At 60.8% G+C, this 14,132-nt stretch carries 13 protein-coding genes and 1 tRNA gene; 6 read left to right on the top strand and 8 right to left on the bottom strand.

Annotated elements, in window-relative coordinates:
- A partial coding sequence (locus ADN01_RS04245) for a GAF domain-containing protein (protein WP_075070950.1) occupies positions 1 to 1,256 on the bottom strand: 1,256 nt, incomplete at its 3' end.
- 201 nt (positions 1,257 to 1,457) lie between these two features.
- On the opposite strand from ADN01_RS04245, the gene ADN01_RS04240 reads away from it, so the two are divergent.
- The 5 genes from ADN01_RS04240 to ADN01_RS04220 all read left to right on the top strand — a co-directional run bounded on the left by ADN01_RS04240 (position 1,458) and on the right by ADN01_RS04220 (position 4,808).
- A tRNA-Leu gene (locus ADN01_RS04240) sits at positions 1,458 to 1,541 on the top strand.
- Between the two features lie 83 nt (positions 1,542 to 1,624).
- Positions 1,625 to 2,014, top strand: coding sequence for a hypothetical protein (locus ADN01_RS04235; protein ID WP_062418937.1), 390 nt, complete (start codon positions 1,625 to 1,627; stop codon positions 2,012 to 2,014).
- A gap of 4 nt (positions 2,015 to 2,018) precedes the next feature.
- Positions 2,019 to 2,930, top strand: coding sequence for an alpha/beta fold hydrolase (locus ADN01_RS04230; protein WP_062418936.1), 912 nt, complete (start codon positions 2,019 to 2,021; stop codon positions 2,928 to 2,930).
- A 79-nt stretch (positions 2,931 to 3,009) separates the two neighbouring features.
- Positions 3,010 to 3,501, top strand: coding sequence for a cytochrome c nitrite reductase small subunit (nrfH, locus tag ADN01_RS04225; protein ID WP_062418935.1), 492 nt, complete (start codon positions 3,010 to 3,012; stop codon positions 3,499 to 3,501).
- Between the two features lie 5 nt (positions 3,502 to 3,506).
- Positions 3,507 to 4,808, top strand: coding sequence for an ammonia-forming cytochrome c nitrite reductase subunit c552 (locus ADN01_RS04220; protein WP_062418934.1), 1,302 nt, complete (start codon positions 3,507 to 3,509; stop codon positions 4,806 to 4,808).
- Between the two features lie 47 nt (positions 4,809 to 4,855).
- Here ADN01_RS04220 and ADN01_RS04215 read toward each other — a convergent pair whose 3' ends face one another.
- From ADN01_RS04215 to ADN01_RS04195, 5 genes are read right to left on the bottom strand one after another with little or no spacing between them, the layout of a single operon-like run.
- Positions 4,856 to 5,572: a Crp/Fnr family transcriptional regulator gene (locus ADN01_RS04215; protein ID WP_062418933.1), complete on the bottom strand. Its 717-nt coding sequence runs from the start codon at positions 5,570 to 5,572 to the stop codon at positions 4,856 to 4,858.
- A 15-nt stretch (positions 5,573 to 5,587) separates the two neighbouring features.
- Positions 5,588 to 6,328: a type 2 periplasmic-binding domain-containing protein gene (locus ADN01_RS04210; protein ID WP_147239086.1), complete on the bottom strand. Its 741-nt coding sequence runs from the start codon at positions 6,326 to 6,328 to the stop codon at positions 5,588 to 5,590.
- On the bottom strand, positions 6,318 to 7,139 hold the full coding sequence (uppP, locus tag ADN01_RS04205) for an undecaprenyl-diphosphatase UppP (protein WP_062418931.1): 822 nt from the start codon (positions 7,137 to 7,139) through the stop codon (positions 6,318 to 6,320). Before uppP ends, ADN01_RS04210 begins: the two co-directional genes overlap by 11 nt.
- Entirely contained in the window at positions 7,136 to 8,272 is a 1,137-nt protein-coding gene (gene tgt / locus ADN01_RS04200) for a tRNA guanosine(34) transglycosylase Tgt (protein ID WP_062418930.1), read from the bottom strand. Before tgt ends, uppP begins: the two co-directional genes overlap by 4 nt.
- 33 nt (positions 8,273 to 8,305) lie before the next feature.
- Positions 8,306 to 10,105 carry an SLC13 family permease gene (locus ADN01_RS04195; protein ID WP_062418929.1) on the bottom strand — a complete coding sequence of 600 codons (1,800 nt, stop codon included), beginning with the start codon at positions 10,103 to 10,105 and terminating at the stop codon, positions 8,306 to 8,308.
- Between the two features lie 97 nt (positions 10,106 to 10,202).
- Between ADN01_RS04195 and recJ the strand changes: the two genes are divergently transcribed.
- A complete protein-coding gene (gene recJ / locus ADN01_RS04190) occupies positions 10,203 to 11,906 on the top strand; it encodes a single-stranded-DNA-specific exonuclease RecJ (protein WP_062418928.1) in 1,704 nt (567 codons plus the stop codon).
- An 82-nt stretch (positions 11,907 to 11,988) separates the two neighbouring features.
- Here recJ and ADN01_RS04185 read toward each other — a convergent pair whose 3' ends face one another.
- Together ADN01_RS04185 and ADN01_RS04180 are read right to left on the bottom strand one after the other, a co-directional pair.
- Positions 11,989 to 13,236: an MDR family MFS transporter gene (locus ADN01_RS04185; protein WP_082142864.1), complete on the bottom strand. Its 1,248-nt coding sequence runs from the start codon at positions 13,234 to 13,236 to the stop codon at positions 11,989 to 11,991.
- Between the two features lie 87 nt (positions 13,237 to 13,323).
- The gene (locus ADN01_RS04180) at positions 13,324 to 14,007 is read right to left on the bottom strand and encodes a glycosyltransferase family 2 protein (protein WP_062418926.1); all 684 of its coding nucleotides are present in this window, start codon (positions 14,005 to 14,007) and stop codon (positions 13,324 to 13,326) included.
- Between the last annotated feature and the right edge of the window lie 125 nt (positions 14,008 to 14,132).

Here is a 14,132-nt window from a genome sequence, read left to right as displayed (position 1 = left end):
GGGGTGGGGGCAGGGGTGGGCTGATCCGCGCGCTGCAAGAGTTCCACCAGGGTTTCAATGGTAGTGAGCAGGTAGGTCTGGTCGTTGGCGGTCCACACGCGCTGTGAATAGGGCGAGAGCAGCAGCAAACCGCCCCACACCTTGCGCTGCGTGGCCAGGGGGATGATGAGCAAATTGCCGGAGGTCTCCAGACCCAGGGCTTCAGCCAGGGCGCTCAATTCCGCCTGGGTGACCTCGGAGGCAGAAAGGCGCAGCGGCCGGCCGCGCTGCAGGCTGGAGGTGATGGCGGGGATGCGGTTTTGCAGGATGCGCACGCTCGGCAGCACTTCATCGCGGATGTGGTCGTAGCCGGTCTTGAGGACCACATCTCCAAAAGGATCGGGGGTCAGCGCCAGATAGCAGAGATCGGCCAGCATGGTTTGTGCCACGGCGCGGGTGAGGGTGGTGTGCAGTTCATCGGCGGAAGGGTGGGTGGCCAGCTGCAGCCAGGCATATACGGCGCGCGGGTCGGCGGAATAACGCCGGCGTTCCACCGTGGCGGATTCGGCAGGGGCGTTTTCGGCGGCTTTGGCTGATACGGCCGAGTGCAGGCGTTGGGTCAGGGCGGGCAGCAGGGGGAAGCTGCACAGCTGCGCCAGGCGGATGGCCCCTGAAAAATCACCGCCGGGGGTGGGCCACACCAGGTGGATGACCAGCCCTGCCAGGTTGAGGCCGAGTACCGCCAGGCCGATATTCCAATTTTGAGGGCGCTCCAGCAGGAGGAAGAGCAGACCCACCAGGAGGATAAAGATGGAGAAGAGGCTCCAGCCCCAATCTACCCAGGTATTGTTGAAAGAGGCGCCGGGGGCGGTTTGAGCCCAGGCGGAGACGCTGAACACCAACATCAAGAGGATGATGATGTTGGAAAGGATATTGATCACATCTGCGGCTCGGGATGGGCGTGGGAAACCCCACAGCCACACCAGCCACACCAGCGACCAGGCGATGACGGCGCGGTCGAGGGAGGGCAGAAAGGTTTGGGGATTGAGGAGACCCTGCCAGGCCAGTCCGCTGGCGAGGAACTGCACAAATTGGGCGATGAGCAGCAGGAGGAGGCCCAACACCAGGCGTGGGAACACGCCGGGCGGGGCGCCGCGCCGCGAGAAAAGCGTTACCTGGAGGGCAGCCATGACGGAGATCGCCAGAGCCAGGTGCACCACAAGGTTGCCGGGTCCGACAGTGATTAATTTGAAGATTTCTTGAATCAGATCAAACATAAACCCAGCTCCATTTTGTTATGCCATTATAGCACGGTCATTCTAATGAGGCCATTTTCAGGAGGCAACCTGTTAACGGAGTTGCAAGAGCCGTTCCGCGCTGGAGGGCAGGTCGAAAGGGAGGAAATTTGCGAGAAACCAAATGAAAAGGTTGACAAATGGCAGATTTGAGATAAAATTCTGTTCGTTGGTTCTGAAAGCGCCGAAGTGGCGGAATTGGCAGACGCGCTACGTTCAGGGCGTAGTGGGCTTACGCTCGTGTGGGTTCAAATCCCACCTTCGGCACACACCCCGTCGAAAGACGGGGTTTTTCTTTTCCTGGGCGGCTAAGGCTTGTATTGAACGCGCGGCTGGGGTAAGATACTGATATGCGCATTGGAAAGTTTGAACTCCCTTTTAAACCACAGCAGGTATTGATCTTTGGAGCGCTGGCGATCCTGGTGCTGTTGTTGATGGATTTAAACAACCGCCTGACCATTTTGCACGAGCAGAATCAGCAGTTAACGCGCATCATGGGCGAAGTGGGCGGCATGCAGGCCACCGATTTTGCGCTGAGCACCGCTGTCAGCGCGGCAGGCTCGGAAGTGGGTGTGGAAGGGGTGATCCGCGAAGACCTGTCACATGTGCGCCCAGGGGATATCGCCATCATCCCTATCCCGGGTGCGGAAGGCACGCCGACCCCCAATGTACCCGTGCTTCCAGCGCCCACCCGTGCGCCTAACTGGATGATTTGGCGCGTTCTGATTTTTGGGAAATAAACCCATGTCACGCTTATTTTACGGACACGTTCTGCATGAGGGCGCGAAGATTCACTATTACCGCACCTCCGATCAAAAGCCGCCGCTGGTGCTGCTGCACGGACTGAGCGATAACGGCATGTGCTGGGGAAACCTGGCCCTGGCGTTGGAGGCGGATTTTGACCTGGTGATGGTGGATGCGCGCGGGCACGGCCTTTCGGACGCGCCGGAAGGCGGCTACGCCCCCCGCGAACAGGCTGAAGATGTGGCTGCGGTGATTCGCGAGCTGGGGTTGGAAAAACCAGGGGTGATCGGCCATTCCATGGGGGCGATGACCGCGGCGGAATTGGCGGCGGCACACCCAGAACTGGTGGGGGCTTTGGTGTTGGAAGACCCCGCCTGGCGCAACCCGACGCCGGAAGAGAACCCGGCGGATTGGCATGCGATGGTGGAAGGCATGATGGGGCGGATGATGAGCAACCGCCAAAAAACTTTAGATGAAATCATAACTGCCGGGCGCGCGGATAATCCCACCTGGGATGAAAGTGAATTTTTCCAATGGGCGAAGGCCAAACAGCAAGTGCGCCCTCAGGTGGCTGGATTTTTCCAGGCAGAGCGGCGGCCGTGGCAAGAGACGGCCCAGGCCATCACCTGCCCGGTGCTGCTGGTGTGCGGTGATCCGCAGCGTGGGGCGATTGTGACCCCGGCGGTGGCCGAAGAAGCGGCGAAGTTTTGGAAGCAGGGCAGCGTGGGGGTGATTGACGGTGTGGGGCACAATATCCGGCGAGAAGCGTTTGAGGATTTTTACCATCTGGTGCATCCATTTTTGCTGAAGCACGTGCGGCTGCCCAAGCCGCCCAAGCGCAACTTGTTCCAACTTTTTACCCGGAAGGACAAGAAGAACGGCAACGGGTCCGGCACCGCGGACACAATGTAACTTAAGTCACAGACAAAAGAACCCAATCCCGTAAAATTAAATCAAGATTAAATTACCCCGAATTGGCGAGGGAGCGGTCATGAAACTACCGATCACCATTGGGTTAATTCTCCTGGCAGTGGCCGTGGGAATGCTTCTGTATTTATCGGACTTTACCGTCTATCTGGGGAATGACCCGACAGCCTGCAATAACTGCCACGTGATGGACGCCGTGTACGAGGGCTGGTATCACGCGGGGCATAAGCAGTGGGCCACCTGCAACGACTGCCACACGCCGCACGAGTTCATTCCCAAGTATTTTGTGAAAGCCAAATCGGGGTTTAACCACGTTTCGGCCTTCACCATCGGCCATTTGCCCGAACCGCTGCGCGCCAAAGAATCAACCCAAAAAATCATCCAGGCGAACTGCATTTACTGTCACCAAGAGACTGTTTCGATGGTGGCGGACGGGACGATGGATTCCGGGCGCTACTGCTTTGAATGCCACCGCAGCGTGGCGCACGGGGACCGCGGGATTTCCATTTTGCCCTACCAGGACACAGGCACGTACCAACCTTTGCGAGAGAGGTGATTGTGATGAAGAAACCGTCTTTACCTGTCATGATTGTAACCGGCATCATCCTTGCGCTGTCGGCGTTGGTGATTGCCCTGCTGGTGTTCATCAGCAACCAACCCAAGCCGATGCGGGGGGTTGAACCGTTGGTGGTGATCGCGGCCATGGAACCGGACAGCGCGCAGTGGGGGCTGAATTTCCCCAATCAGTATTCCACGCTGCTGAAGACGGAAACCAACAATACGCGCACCGCTTTTGGCGGTTCGGAGCCGGTGGACAAGCTGGCGGTGGACCCCATGCTGAAGACGCTTTTTGCCGGATATGGGTTCAGCAAGGCGTATGATGAAGATCGCGGACATATGAACGCCCTGACGGATGTGCGCAATACGCCGCGCGTCAACGAGACGACTCCGGCCACCTGCTATTCCTGCAAGTCGTCTGATAACCCCAAGCTGTGGGATGAGATGGGCATGGCGGCTTATGACAAGATGTCCTTTGCCGATATGACCTCCAAGATCACCGAGCCAATTGGCTGCGCCAACTGCCACGACGCGGCGACCATGCGCCTGGTGGTGACCAACCCGGCCTTAGATGAGGCTCTCAAGGCCCAGGGCAAGGACTGGCGCACCTTCACGCGGCAGGAGATGCGCACGGTGGTGTGCGCCAACTGTCATGTGGAGTATTACTTCGCGGGCGAAGGCAAGTACCTGACCTTCCCGTGGGAGAAGGGCACAACCGCCGAAGCCATGATGGCGTACTACGACGAAATCCAGTTCAAGGACTGGGAACATCCGCAGAGTAAGACGGCCATGATCAAGATGCAGCATCCGGATTATGAGCTGTTCACGGCGGACAGTACGCATTACAAAGCGGGCGTGGCCTGCGCGGACTGCCACATGCCCTACACGCGCGACGGTGCGGCCAAGTTCAGCAGCCATGATGTCAAATCTCCGCTGCTGATGGCTTCGCAGAGCTGCGGAACCTGCCACACGGACGTAGATTACGTGGTGGAGCGGGTGGCGGCCATTCAAAAGCAGGTGAACGACACCATGCTGGCGACAGAGCGGGCGATTGTGGACGCCATTGGGGCGATTGAGACCGCCAGCAAAGCCGCGGGCGTTAATACGGCCCTGCTGGACGAGGCGCGCCAAATGCACCGCGAAGCGCAGATGCGTTGGGATTTGATCGCCGCCGAAAACAGCATGGGCTTTCATAACCCAGAAGAGGCCCTGCGCATTTTGGCTACCGCCACCGACCTGGCGCGGCAAGCGCAGCTGAAGGCCGTGCAGGCTGGGTTGGGAAGCAGTCAGGCCAGCCAGCCTTAAGCCTTAGAAGATTTCCATCACAGCCGCCCAGAAGGGCGGCTGTTTTATTATTCCTCTTCGAGGTCGGGGGAGCCGGAAGCCCAGGCTTGCAGACGCTGGGGATCCAGGATCAGAATCTGACGGCGGTGAATCTGGATGGCGCGGCTGCGTTCCAGGTCGCGCAGAGAGCGGGCCACCACCTCACGCACCGTCCCCAGGCGGGCAGCCAGTTCCTGCTGGGTGAGGCGTTGGTTTTCTTCACCGGTCAGGCGCTGGGGCGGCAGGGAGAGCAGCAGGCGCGCCAAACGGGCGGTGACCTGATAGAAGGCCAGCTCTTCGATGATCTGAATCATGCTGCGCAGGTTGGCCGACAGCTTGAGGACGATGGTTTGATATTGGTCGGGGAAGGCGCGCATGGCGGCCTGCACGGTTTCAGCAGAGATGACCCACAGGCGGGTTTCCTCGAGCGCCGAGGCGTTGACGGCGTTTTTCCCCAAATCCAGCACGGGGACCTCGTTAAAGGATTGGCCGGGGGTTTCGATGATGCGAATGGTGAGCTGGCGGCCGTTGGGGGCCATTTTGTACAGCTTGACCGCGCCGCTTTCCAGAATGTGCAGGCCAGCGCACGGCTCGCCTTCCCAAAACAGAGTCTGGTTGGGGCTGCAAAGGCGCAGACGTGCGCCCTGCACCAGGGCATTGAGGAAGGGTGTGCTGAAGCCCGAAAGAAATTCGCTCTTGGGGATCAAAGCAAGCAGGGCGGTGTTGGATTCTTCGGATTGAACCATCAGCGGGCGTACCTTTTAGGGGGAAGCATAGGTTTCTTGCAGGCAGTACAGCCAGGTGTACAGGCTGCCGCTGGGGGCGGCGGCGGAGACGGCCAAAATGGGTCGGGCGGGGGGATCAAAGGGCGCGCCGGTGAGGGCGATTTCTTTTACTGAGGAATCCAGCCAGCGGCGGGGCAGGAAGCCCACAGCCGCGGGGTCAGCGGCGACGGCCTGGCGCATGGCCTGGGGGTGGGGGGCAATTCCGACGGCCTGGGCGTTGTGGGGCTGAATACGCAGGCCTTCTTCCAGGGCGGTTTGCACCTCATTGCCGAGGGGATAGACCCAATAATGGATGCGGGTGTTCACCGCGGCCTGCTCGCCGTTGACCGTTCGCCAGGAGCGCAGTTGGGCAGTGTAGAGGGATTGAATCTGATCGTAGGTGAGTTCAGCGACGGGGTTGGCCGGGTTGACCACAAAGGCCAGGGAGTCTTGACCGATGGGGTAGGCGCTGCGCTCCTCGATGCCGCCGTCTCCCCATTGAAAGCGCACGGCAGCGGAGGGGGAAGGCGGCTGGGTGGGGGGAACCTCTTCGACGACCAGATGGAAGCCGGGCTGCCGCAGGGCGCAGGCTGAGAAGGCATCTCCCATCCAGCTGAGAGACGGTTCGATTTCGATGATCCAGGGGGCAGCGGAAGGCGGCACTTCGGCGGCGGGCAGGGGTGCGCAGCCTGCCAGGAGGAACAGCATTCCAACGGCCAAAAAAAGCCTAGATGACATACGTCCACAAAATGAGCAGCAGACCCGCCCCCAGGCAGTAATAGGCAAAGCCTTTGAGCGAGTTGCGGTTGAGGAAGCGCAGCAGCCAGGCGATGCAGGCGTAGCCGACCACGGCAGAGGTGATGAAGCCTGCCAGGACGATGGGCAGGAAACTGGTGAAGTTGGGCGCTTCCAAGAGGTCCAAAAAGCTGAGCAGGCCAGCAGCGGACATGACGGGGATCATCATGAGGAAGGAGAAGCGGCCGGCATCGGCGCGCTGGAAGTGGCGGGAGACGCCCGCGGCGATGGTGGAGCCGGAACGGGAGATGCCGGGGAAGATGGACAGGGCCTGAGCGGCGCCGATCCACAAGGCGTCTTTCCAGGTGAGGCTGGTCAGGGGGCGCGAGCGCTTGCCCACAGTTTCGGCGACCCACAGCAGAACGGCGGTGATCAGCAGGAAGAACCCCGTGGCACGCGGGCTGCCGAAGGCCTGTTCCACCAGGTCTTTTAAGAGCAGCCCGGCCAGCCCGGCGGGGATGGTGGCCAGGATGAGCAGCAGGCCCAGCCTGGCGTCGGGTTCATCGGTCAGACTGCGGTGCAAAGCGGCGCGGTACAGACCGCGCAGGATGGCCCACAGGTCGCGCCAGAAGTACACGATGACGGCCAGGAGGGTGCCGATCTGCACAAGGACGTCGAAGATAAAGGCCTGATCCGTGGGGATTTTCCAGCCGAGCAGAAAAGGAACCAGCACCAGATGCCCGGAGCTGGAGACCGGCAGGAATTCGGTGATGCCTTGCACAATACCGAGAAGGATGGATTGCCAGAGGGTCATGCGGGCCTCGATTTGTTTTCGGGTTGGGGGCGGTAGTTGGCCAGGAAGTTTTCGGCAAAGGCCTGGTAGCGGCCTTCCAGAATGGCCTGACGGGCCTGACGCACCAGCTCTTCCAGGGTATAAAGGTTGTGAATGGAGATGAGGGTGGCGGCCAGGATTTCTTTGGCTGTGATCAGGTGGCGCAAATAAGCGCGGGTGTAATGGCGGCAGGCATAGCAGCCGCAATTTTCATCAATGGGGCGCGGATCGCGGGCGTTGACGGCGTTCATGAGGTTTAGCCGCCCGCTGAAGGTCATGGCGGCGTGGTGGCGGGCCAGGCGGGTGGGCAGCACGCAGTCGAAGATATCCACCCCGCGCCAGATGCCGTGGATGAGGTCTTCCGGCGAGCCCACGCCCATCAGATAGCGCGGTTTTTCGGGGGGGAGGACGGCGTTGACCACTTCGATCATGTGGTTCATCTCGGCTTTGGTTTCGCCCACGGAGAGGCCGCCGATGGCATGCCCGGGGAAGCCCTGGGCGGCGATCCACTCAGCGGACTGCTGGCGCAGATCGGGGAAGACCCCGCCCTGCACAATGCCAAAGAGGGCTTGATCGGGGCGAGTTTTGGCCTGTTGGCAGCGCTCGGCCCAGCGGTGGGTGCGGTGCATGGCGCGTTCCACATAGTCACGATCGTAGGGTGAGGCGCATTCATCAAAGCACATGATGATATCTGCGCCCAGTTTTTGCTGCACATCCACAGAGATTTCGGGTGTGAGGCGCTGCATAGAGCCGTCAATGTGGCTTTTGAAGGTGACCCCGTCTTCATCCAGCTTGCGCATGGAGGTGAGGGAGAAGACCTGAAAGCCGCCCGAATCGGTGAGAATGGGGTGCGGCCAGTTCATGAAGCGGTGCAGGCCGCCCATTTCGGCAACGATATCGGGGCCGGGGCGCAGGAAGAGGTGGTAGGTGTTCGAGAGCACCAGATGCGCGCCCAATTCTTCAAGCTGGGCGGGGGTGACGGCCTTGACCGTGGCCTGGGTGCCGACCGGTGCGAAAATGGGGGTAGGGATGGGGCCGTGGGGGGTGTGGAAGACCCCGGCGCGCGCCTGGCCGTCGGTGGCGTGACATTCAAAGGTGAAGGGATTGGAATCCATGCGTTTCTGTGATCCTGAAAGTATTGGGCGGTTTTAGGAAATGCCCCAGAAGTACCACAAGCCGAGAAGGATGCAGGCATAGGCCAGCACGGTGAGGGGGAAGCCAATGCGCAGGTAATCGCGAATGCGGTAGCCGCCGGAGTTCATCACCATGATGTTGACCGGATGGCCAAAGGGGGTGGCAAAGGCCAGCGAGCAGGCCAGGGCGACGCCCATGCCCATGCCGCGCGGGTCCACATTCAGTTGGCTGGCGGCGGCCAGAGCCAGGGGAGCCAGGACCAGCGAAGCCACCTGACCGCTCATCACCTGGGTGAGGATGAAGGCCAGGAAGATCATGACCGCGGCCACCAGAAGGGGCGAAGCCTGACCCACGGCGCTGAAGATGGTCTGCACGGTGAGGTCGGCCAGGCCTGTGGTGCGGATGGCGGTGGAAAGCGGCCACATGCCGGCGATGAGGAAGATGGCTTTCCATTCCATACTCTGGTAGATATCGCGCATTTCCAAACAGCCGGTGAGCAGCAGCAGCACTGCGCCGGCCATGACCACCGTGGCCACAGGCAGGCTGCCCAGGGAGGCCAGACCGAGGGTGAACAGGGTGATGACCGCCGCCAGGGCTTGTTTGCCGGGTTTAAGCACAGCGTCGGGGTCTTCTTCCAGCAAAATCAGGTTGGTATCCTTACGCACCAACTGTAGATCGGAGGCAGCACCCTGCACCAGCAGGGCGTCGCCAAAGCGCAGGGGCAGATCGGAGATTTTATCCTGTACGGGCTTGCTCTCGCGCCAGACGGAGAGCACGTTGAGGTTGTATTTCTCGCGGAAGCTGACCTCTTTGAGGGAGCGGCCGATGAGATTGGAATGGGGAGAGAGCACCAGTTCGCCCAGGATGGTGCCTTGATCGGTGAAAGCGCGCTCCTGGGTGGGGCGGTCTAGCTGGCGCAGCCCCAGGGTAGATAGTTCCTCGGCGGGGGGGCAGCCGTTGCCGATCAGATGGTCGCCGGTGCGGATGATTTCGCCAGGGTGCAGGCTGTGGATGATTTGACCCTGGCGCACGAGAGCCGTCAGGTTGAGGCCGGTGCGGGCGGCCCACTTTCCGGCGGAGATGGTTTTTCCAGCCAGGGCGCTGCCGGGCAGCACCTCCACCTCACACAGGTTGGTATCCAATTCGTACAGACGGCCCAGTTCCTTGCGAAGCTGGCGTGCGCGGCTGGCGGCGCCGTCAGGGAGGGCGGTGGGGAGCATGCGGCGGCCGAAAATGAGCATATAGGCGATGCCGAGGATGACGATGGGGCCGCCGATGGGCATGAAATCCAGCAATCCGAAGGGCTGAAAACCAGCGTCGCGCAGGGCGCCGCTGACGATGATATTGGAGGTGGTCAGCAGGGTGGCCATGCCGCCCAGGATGGTTCCGTAGGCCAACGGCATCATCAGGCGGGAGGGGGAGGTTTGGCTCTGGCGGGTGAGGCTCATCACAGCGGGCAGCAGCACACCCACAGCGGCGATGTTGTTCATAAAGAGCGAGAGGGCCGCGGCGATGAGCATGGTCACCAAAATCTGGCGCAGATCTGAACCGCCCGATAGGCGGCTCATCACCCGACCGAGCAGGTGAGTGATGCCGGTTTGGTGGAGGGCCACCGAAATGATGGAAATGCCCAGGATGGTCATGACGGCAGATCCAGAAAAACCGGCGAAGGTCTCGGAGGGAGTGACCAACCCCAGCAGGCCCAGGGTGACCATGACGGCGACAGCCACCAGATCGGGGCGCAGCTTTTCGCTGATTAATAGGGCGGCCGCGACCAGGGTGATGATGAGAGTGAGGAGGATGGGTGTATCCATAGGCGCTATGATTATACTATGAGCAGGTCGGTTTCCTTGCCCTTCCGCTCTGAGCGGGATATACTAGGCAGACCCCACGGAAGCAGATGGAGCGCTGATGCAGACTCAAGTTGAAAAGCGGTGGCTGATTTCTGAAAATGAGAACCCGATCCCAATGGAAGTGGAAACGGCATTGGGCAAGTACCCTTTTGTGCTGCGGCGTTTGCTGCACAACCGCGGGATCACGACCGTTGAGGAAGCGGAGCGCTATCTGAACTGGGAAGGCTCGCTGTACGACCCGTGGATGCTGCAAGATATGGAAGAAGTGGTGGAACGGCTGCTGCTGGCTGTGGAGCGCGGCGAGCAGATTGTGGTGTACGGCGATTACGACGTGGACGGGGTGACCGCCACGGTGATGATGGTACAAGTGCTGCGCAGGCTGGGGGGGCAGGTGCGCGAGTACATCCCGAACCGCTTTGAAGAGGGCTACGGCCTGAACTGCGAGGCGCTGGAAGGGCTGGCCGCCGAAGGCGCGCAGGTGGTGGTGACGGTGGACTGCGGCATTCGCTCACCCGCCGAGGCGCATCTGGCGCGGAAGCTGGGGGTGGATTTGATCATCAGCGACCATCACGAACCGCACGAGGAAGTTCCGGCGGCTTTTGGGGTCATCTCGCCCAAGCGCCCCGGCAACACCTATCCCGATACCAACCTGGCTGGGGTGGGCGTAGCCTATAAGATCGTCGAGGCGCTGCTGACGCGCCGTCCACTGGAAGGCTGCGCTGCGGAGGATTGGCTGGACCTGGTGGCGGTGGGGACGGTGGCGGATATTGTGCCGCTGGTGGGGGAGAACCGTTCGCTGGTGAAGGCCGGGCTGCGGCGCATGCGCCAGGGGCCGCGCCGGGGGCTGGCCTCGCTGGCGGGGGCAGCCGAGATTCAGCTCAACAAAATTACAGCGCGCGACATCGGCTTTGGTTTGGGCCCGCGGCTGAACGCGGCTGGGCGGCTGGAATCGGCGCTGGCGTCTTTCCACCTGCTGGATGAAGAGGATGGGGAACAGGCTTCTGTGATGGCGCAGCATCTGGATGACCAGAACCGGCAGCGTCAGGATTTGACCCTGTTCATGCAGCGGGTGGCCGAAGAGCAGATGGCCGAACGGCCCGCGGCGCACCTGGTTTTTGCCGCTTCGCCGGAGTTTAACATGGGCGTGGTGGGACTGGTGGCCTCGCGCCTGACGGAGCTGTATTACCGCCCTTCGGTGGTGGGCGCGCGCGGTGAGGAATTTACACGCGCCTCCTGCCGCAGCATCCCGGAATTTCACATCACCCAGGCGTTGGATGAATGCGCCGATTTGCTGGTGCGGCACGGCGGCCATTCGATGGCGGCGGGCCTGACGGTGCGCAACGAGAATGTGGAAGAGCTGGTCAGCCGACTGCAGGAGATTGCCCACCGTGAATTGGACGGCCGCGAACTGAAGCCGGTGCTGCGGGCGGATCTGGCCCTGGAATTGCGCGATTTGCGCCCAGAACTGCTGCCGCTGATGGATCAAATTGAACCGACCGGCATGGCTAACCACGGGGTGTATTTTGTCTCCCGCGGCTTGCAGGTGCGGCACTTTAAAACGGTGGGCCGCGAGCAGCAGCATTTGCGCCTGACGGTGAGCGATGGGCACGGACTGGTCTACGATGCGATCGGCTTCCGCTTGGGGTATTGGGCCAAGCAGATGCCGGAGCGGGTGGACTTGTTGTACGCCTTTGAAAAGAACGTTTATATGGGGCGGGAAAGCTTGCAGCTTAACGTCCGCGACTTGAAACCCGCGGCATAATCCGAACCCAGGCAGCAAAAAATTGACGCCAGCCCATTTGCGGCTGGCGTTTTGGTAGATAGGGGCTTTTGCCTGGGGAGAATCAGACCGGTTGAGGTGAGGCGCTGTTTTCCCTGGTTTTGCGCGTGCGGTAGAGGATGAAATACAGCCCGGCGGACAGCAAAGCCCAAGCCACGCCGCCGTACCAGATGGCGATGGGGGCGATAAAATCGTTGAGCAGGCCGCCCACCACCGGCCCCAGGCCGTGGCTGATGCCCCAGCCCAAACTGAAGACGCTCATGTAGCGCCCGCGCATGGATATGGGGGCCAGACTGGAGGCCAGGCTGGTGGAGGTGGGGGCCACGATGAGTTCGCCGATGGTCATGACGGCCATGCTGACCGCGAAATGGGGGAAGGCAGACCCCGCGGTCATGCCGCCGATGCCCACGGCATAGAAGAGCGCGCCGATGGTTAACATCGCCAGCGGGCGGCGCTGCTTGGTCCAGCGGGTGACCAGCACCTGGAAAAGCACCACCATGGTGGCGTTGACGGTCATGAGCAGGCCGGTTTGTGTTTCGGGGAGTTGAAAATTCTCTTTGGTGTAGAGGGGCAGCAAAGCAAAGACCAGAGAAGAGGCCATGCCCGTCATCGTGAAGGCGCCCACAAACCACAGGAAGAAACGGTCGCGGAAGACAGTGCGATAGCCCCCGTCGCCGGTGCGGGCCTGGGCGGCAGCCTCGGCGGGGATGGTTTCGCGCATGCCAAAGCCGACCAGGGAGCTGAAGAGCAACAGAGAAACGGCGGCGATCATGAAGGCGATGCCGTACGAGGTGGCAGCGATGAAACCGCCGATGGCAGGGCCGATGGCGATGCCAGTGTTGCTGACCATGCGCAGCAGTGAGTAGGCCTCGGCGCGCTGGTCGTTGGGGATCAGATCAGCGATCATGGCGTCAGCGCCTACCTGGTACATGGGCACGGCCAGCCCGCGCAGGGCCATGAGGATGGCGAAGGCGCCCAGGGTGTTGGCCTGGCTCATCATGGCGTAGACGATACCCATCATGCTGAGGCTGACCACCATGACCCATTTGCGCCCCAGACGGTCGGTGACTGTGCCCGCCAGGAACGAGGCGATAATGGACATGATGGAATCCAGGGTGAGCAGGGCAGTGATGGTGGTGAGGGGCAGGCCCAGCTTGGTTTTCAGGTAAATGGTCAGGAAAGGCCAGATCATGCCCATGCCGATGCGGCTGACCAACATGCCGGCCATGAGCAGCCAGAACTGCATGGGGTAATACTCGTACATAGCGCGCATGCGCTTGAAGAACAGGTTGATCACGATGCTCGTCCTCATCCAATCCAGAATTTAGCCGCCTTTACAGGCGGCCCGACCAGCATCGTTGTATCGGCTGGGAGCTGGAGGCAGCAGCCCTCGATTGTACTAATCTACGAAACGATACTTCAACAGCGCCCACAAGGCTTCGAATGCGTCGCTCATTTTAATCTTCTTGCCCTCGGAGTACAGGCGCGGGTTAAAGGTGATGGGCACTTCGAAGATGCGGATATTGCGCTTGAGGATTTTGGCGGTGAATTCCGGCTCAAATTCAAAGCGGCGGGCGTGGAAGGTGATGTCTTTGACGATGGAACGGCGGAAGACTTTGTAGCCGGTTTCCATATCCGAAAGGATGTTGTTGTACAGGATATTGGTGATGAAGGTCAGGATCTTGTTGGCGACCATATTCCAAAAGAGGATAGGCCGGCGGGCGCCGCCCAGGAAGCGCGAGCCGTACACCACGTCGGCAATGCCCTCCTGAATCGGCTTGAGCAGAGCGGGGTAATCGCGCGGGTCATATTCAAGATCCGCATCCTGGATGATGACCACATCCCCGGTGGCGGATTGAATGCCGGTGCGCAGGGCCGCCCCTTTTCCGCTGTTTTTCTCGTGCAGGATGACGCGCACGCCCTCTTTTCCGTCCATTTCGGCCAGAGCGGCGCGGGTTCCGTCGGTGGAGCCGTCGTCCACGATGACAATTTCATGCACGAGTTGGGTGGCTTTGACGCGCTGGACAATCTCGTGGATGGTCTTAATTTCATTATAAACGGGGATGATCACGGTCACATTCATGGTCTGAATTATACGGGAACAGGCACGGCGAGGCAAGGTTTAGGCTTCAAAAGGTCAGGGAATTGTAAAGTCATTGCAGAGTGCAAGGGGGGAGGAAAGGGGGAGGCGTGCTATAATTTAAAGGT

It is taken from the genome of Levilinea saccharolytica, from assembly GCF_001306035.1.
Taxonomy (GTDB): domain Bacteria; phylum Chloroflexota; class Anaerolineae; order Anaerolineales; family Anaerolineaceae; genus Levilinea; species Levilinea saccharolytica.
This window is presented reverse-complemented; position numbering and strand designations above follow the sequence as displayed.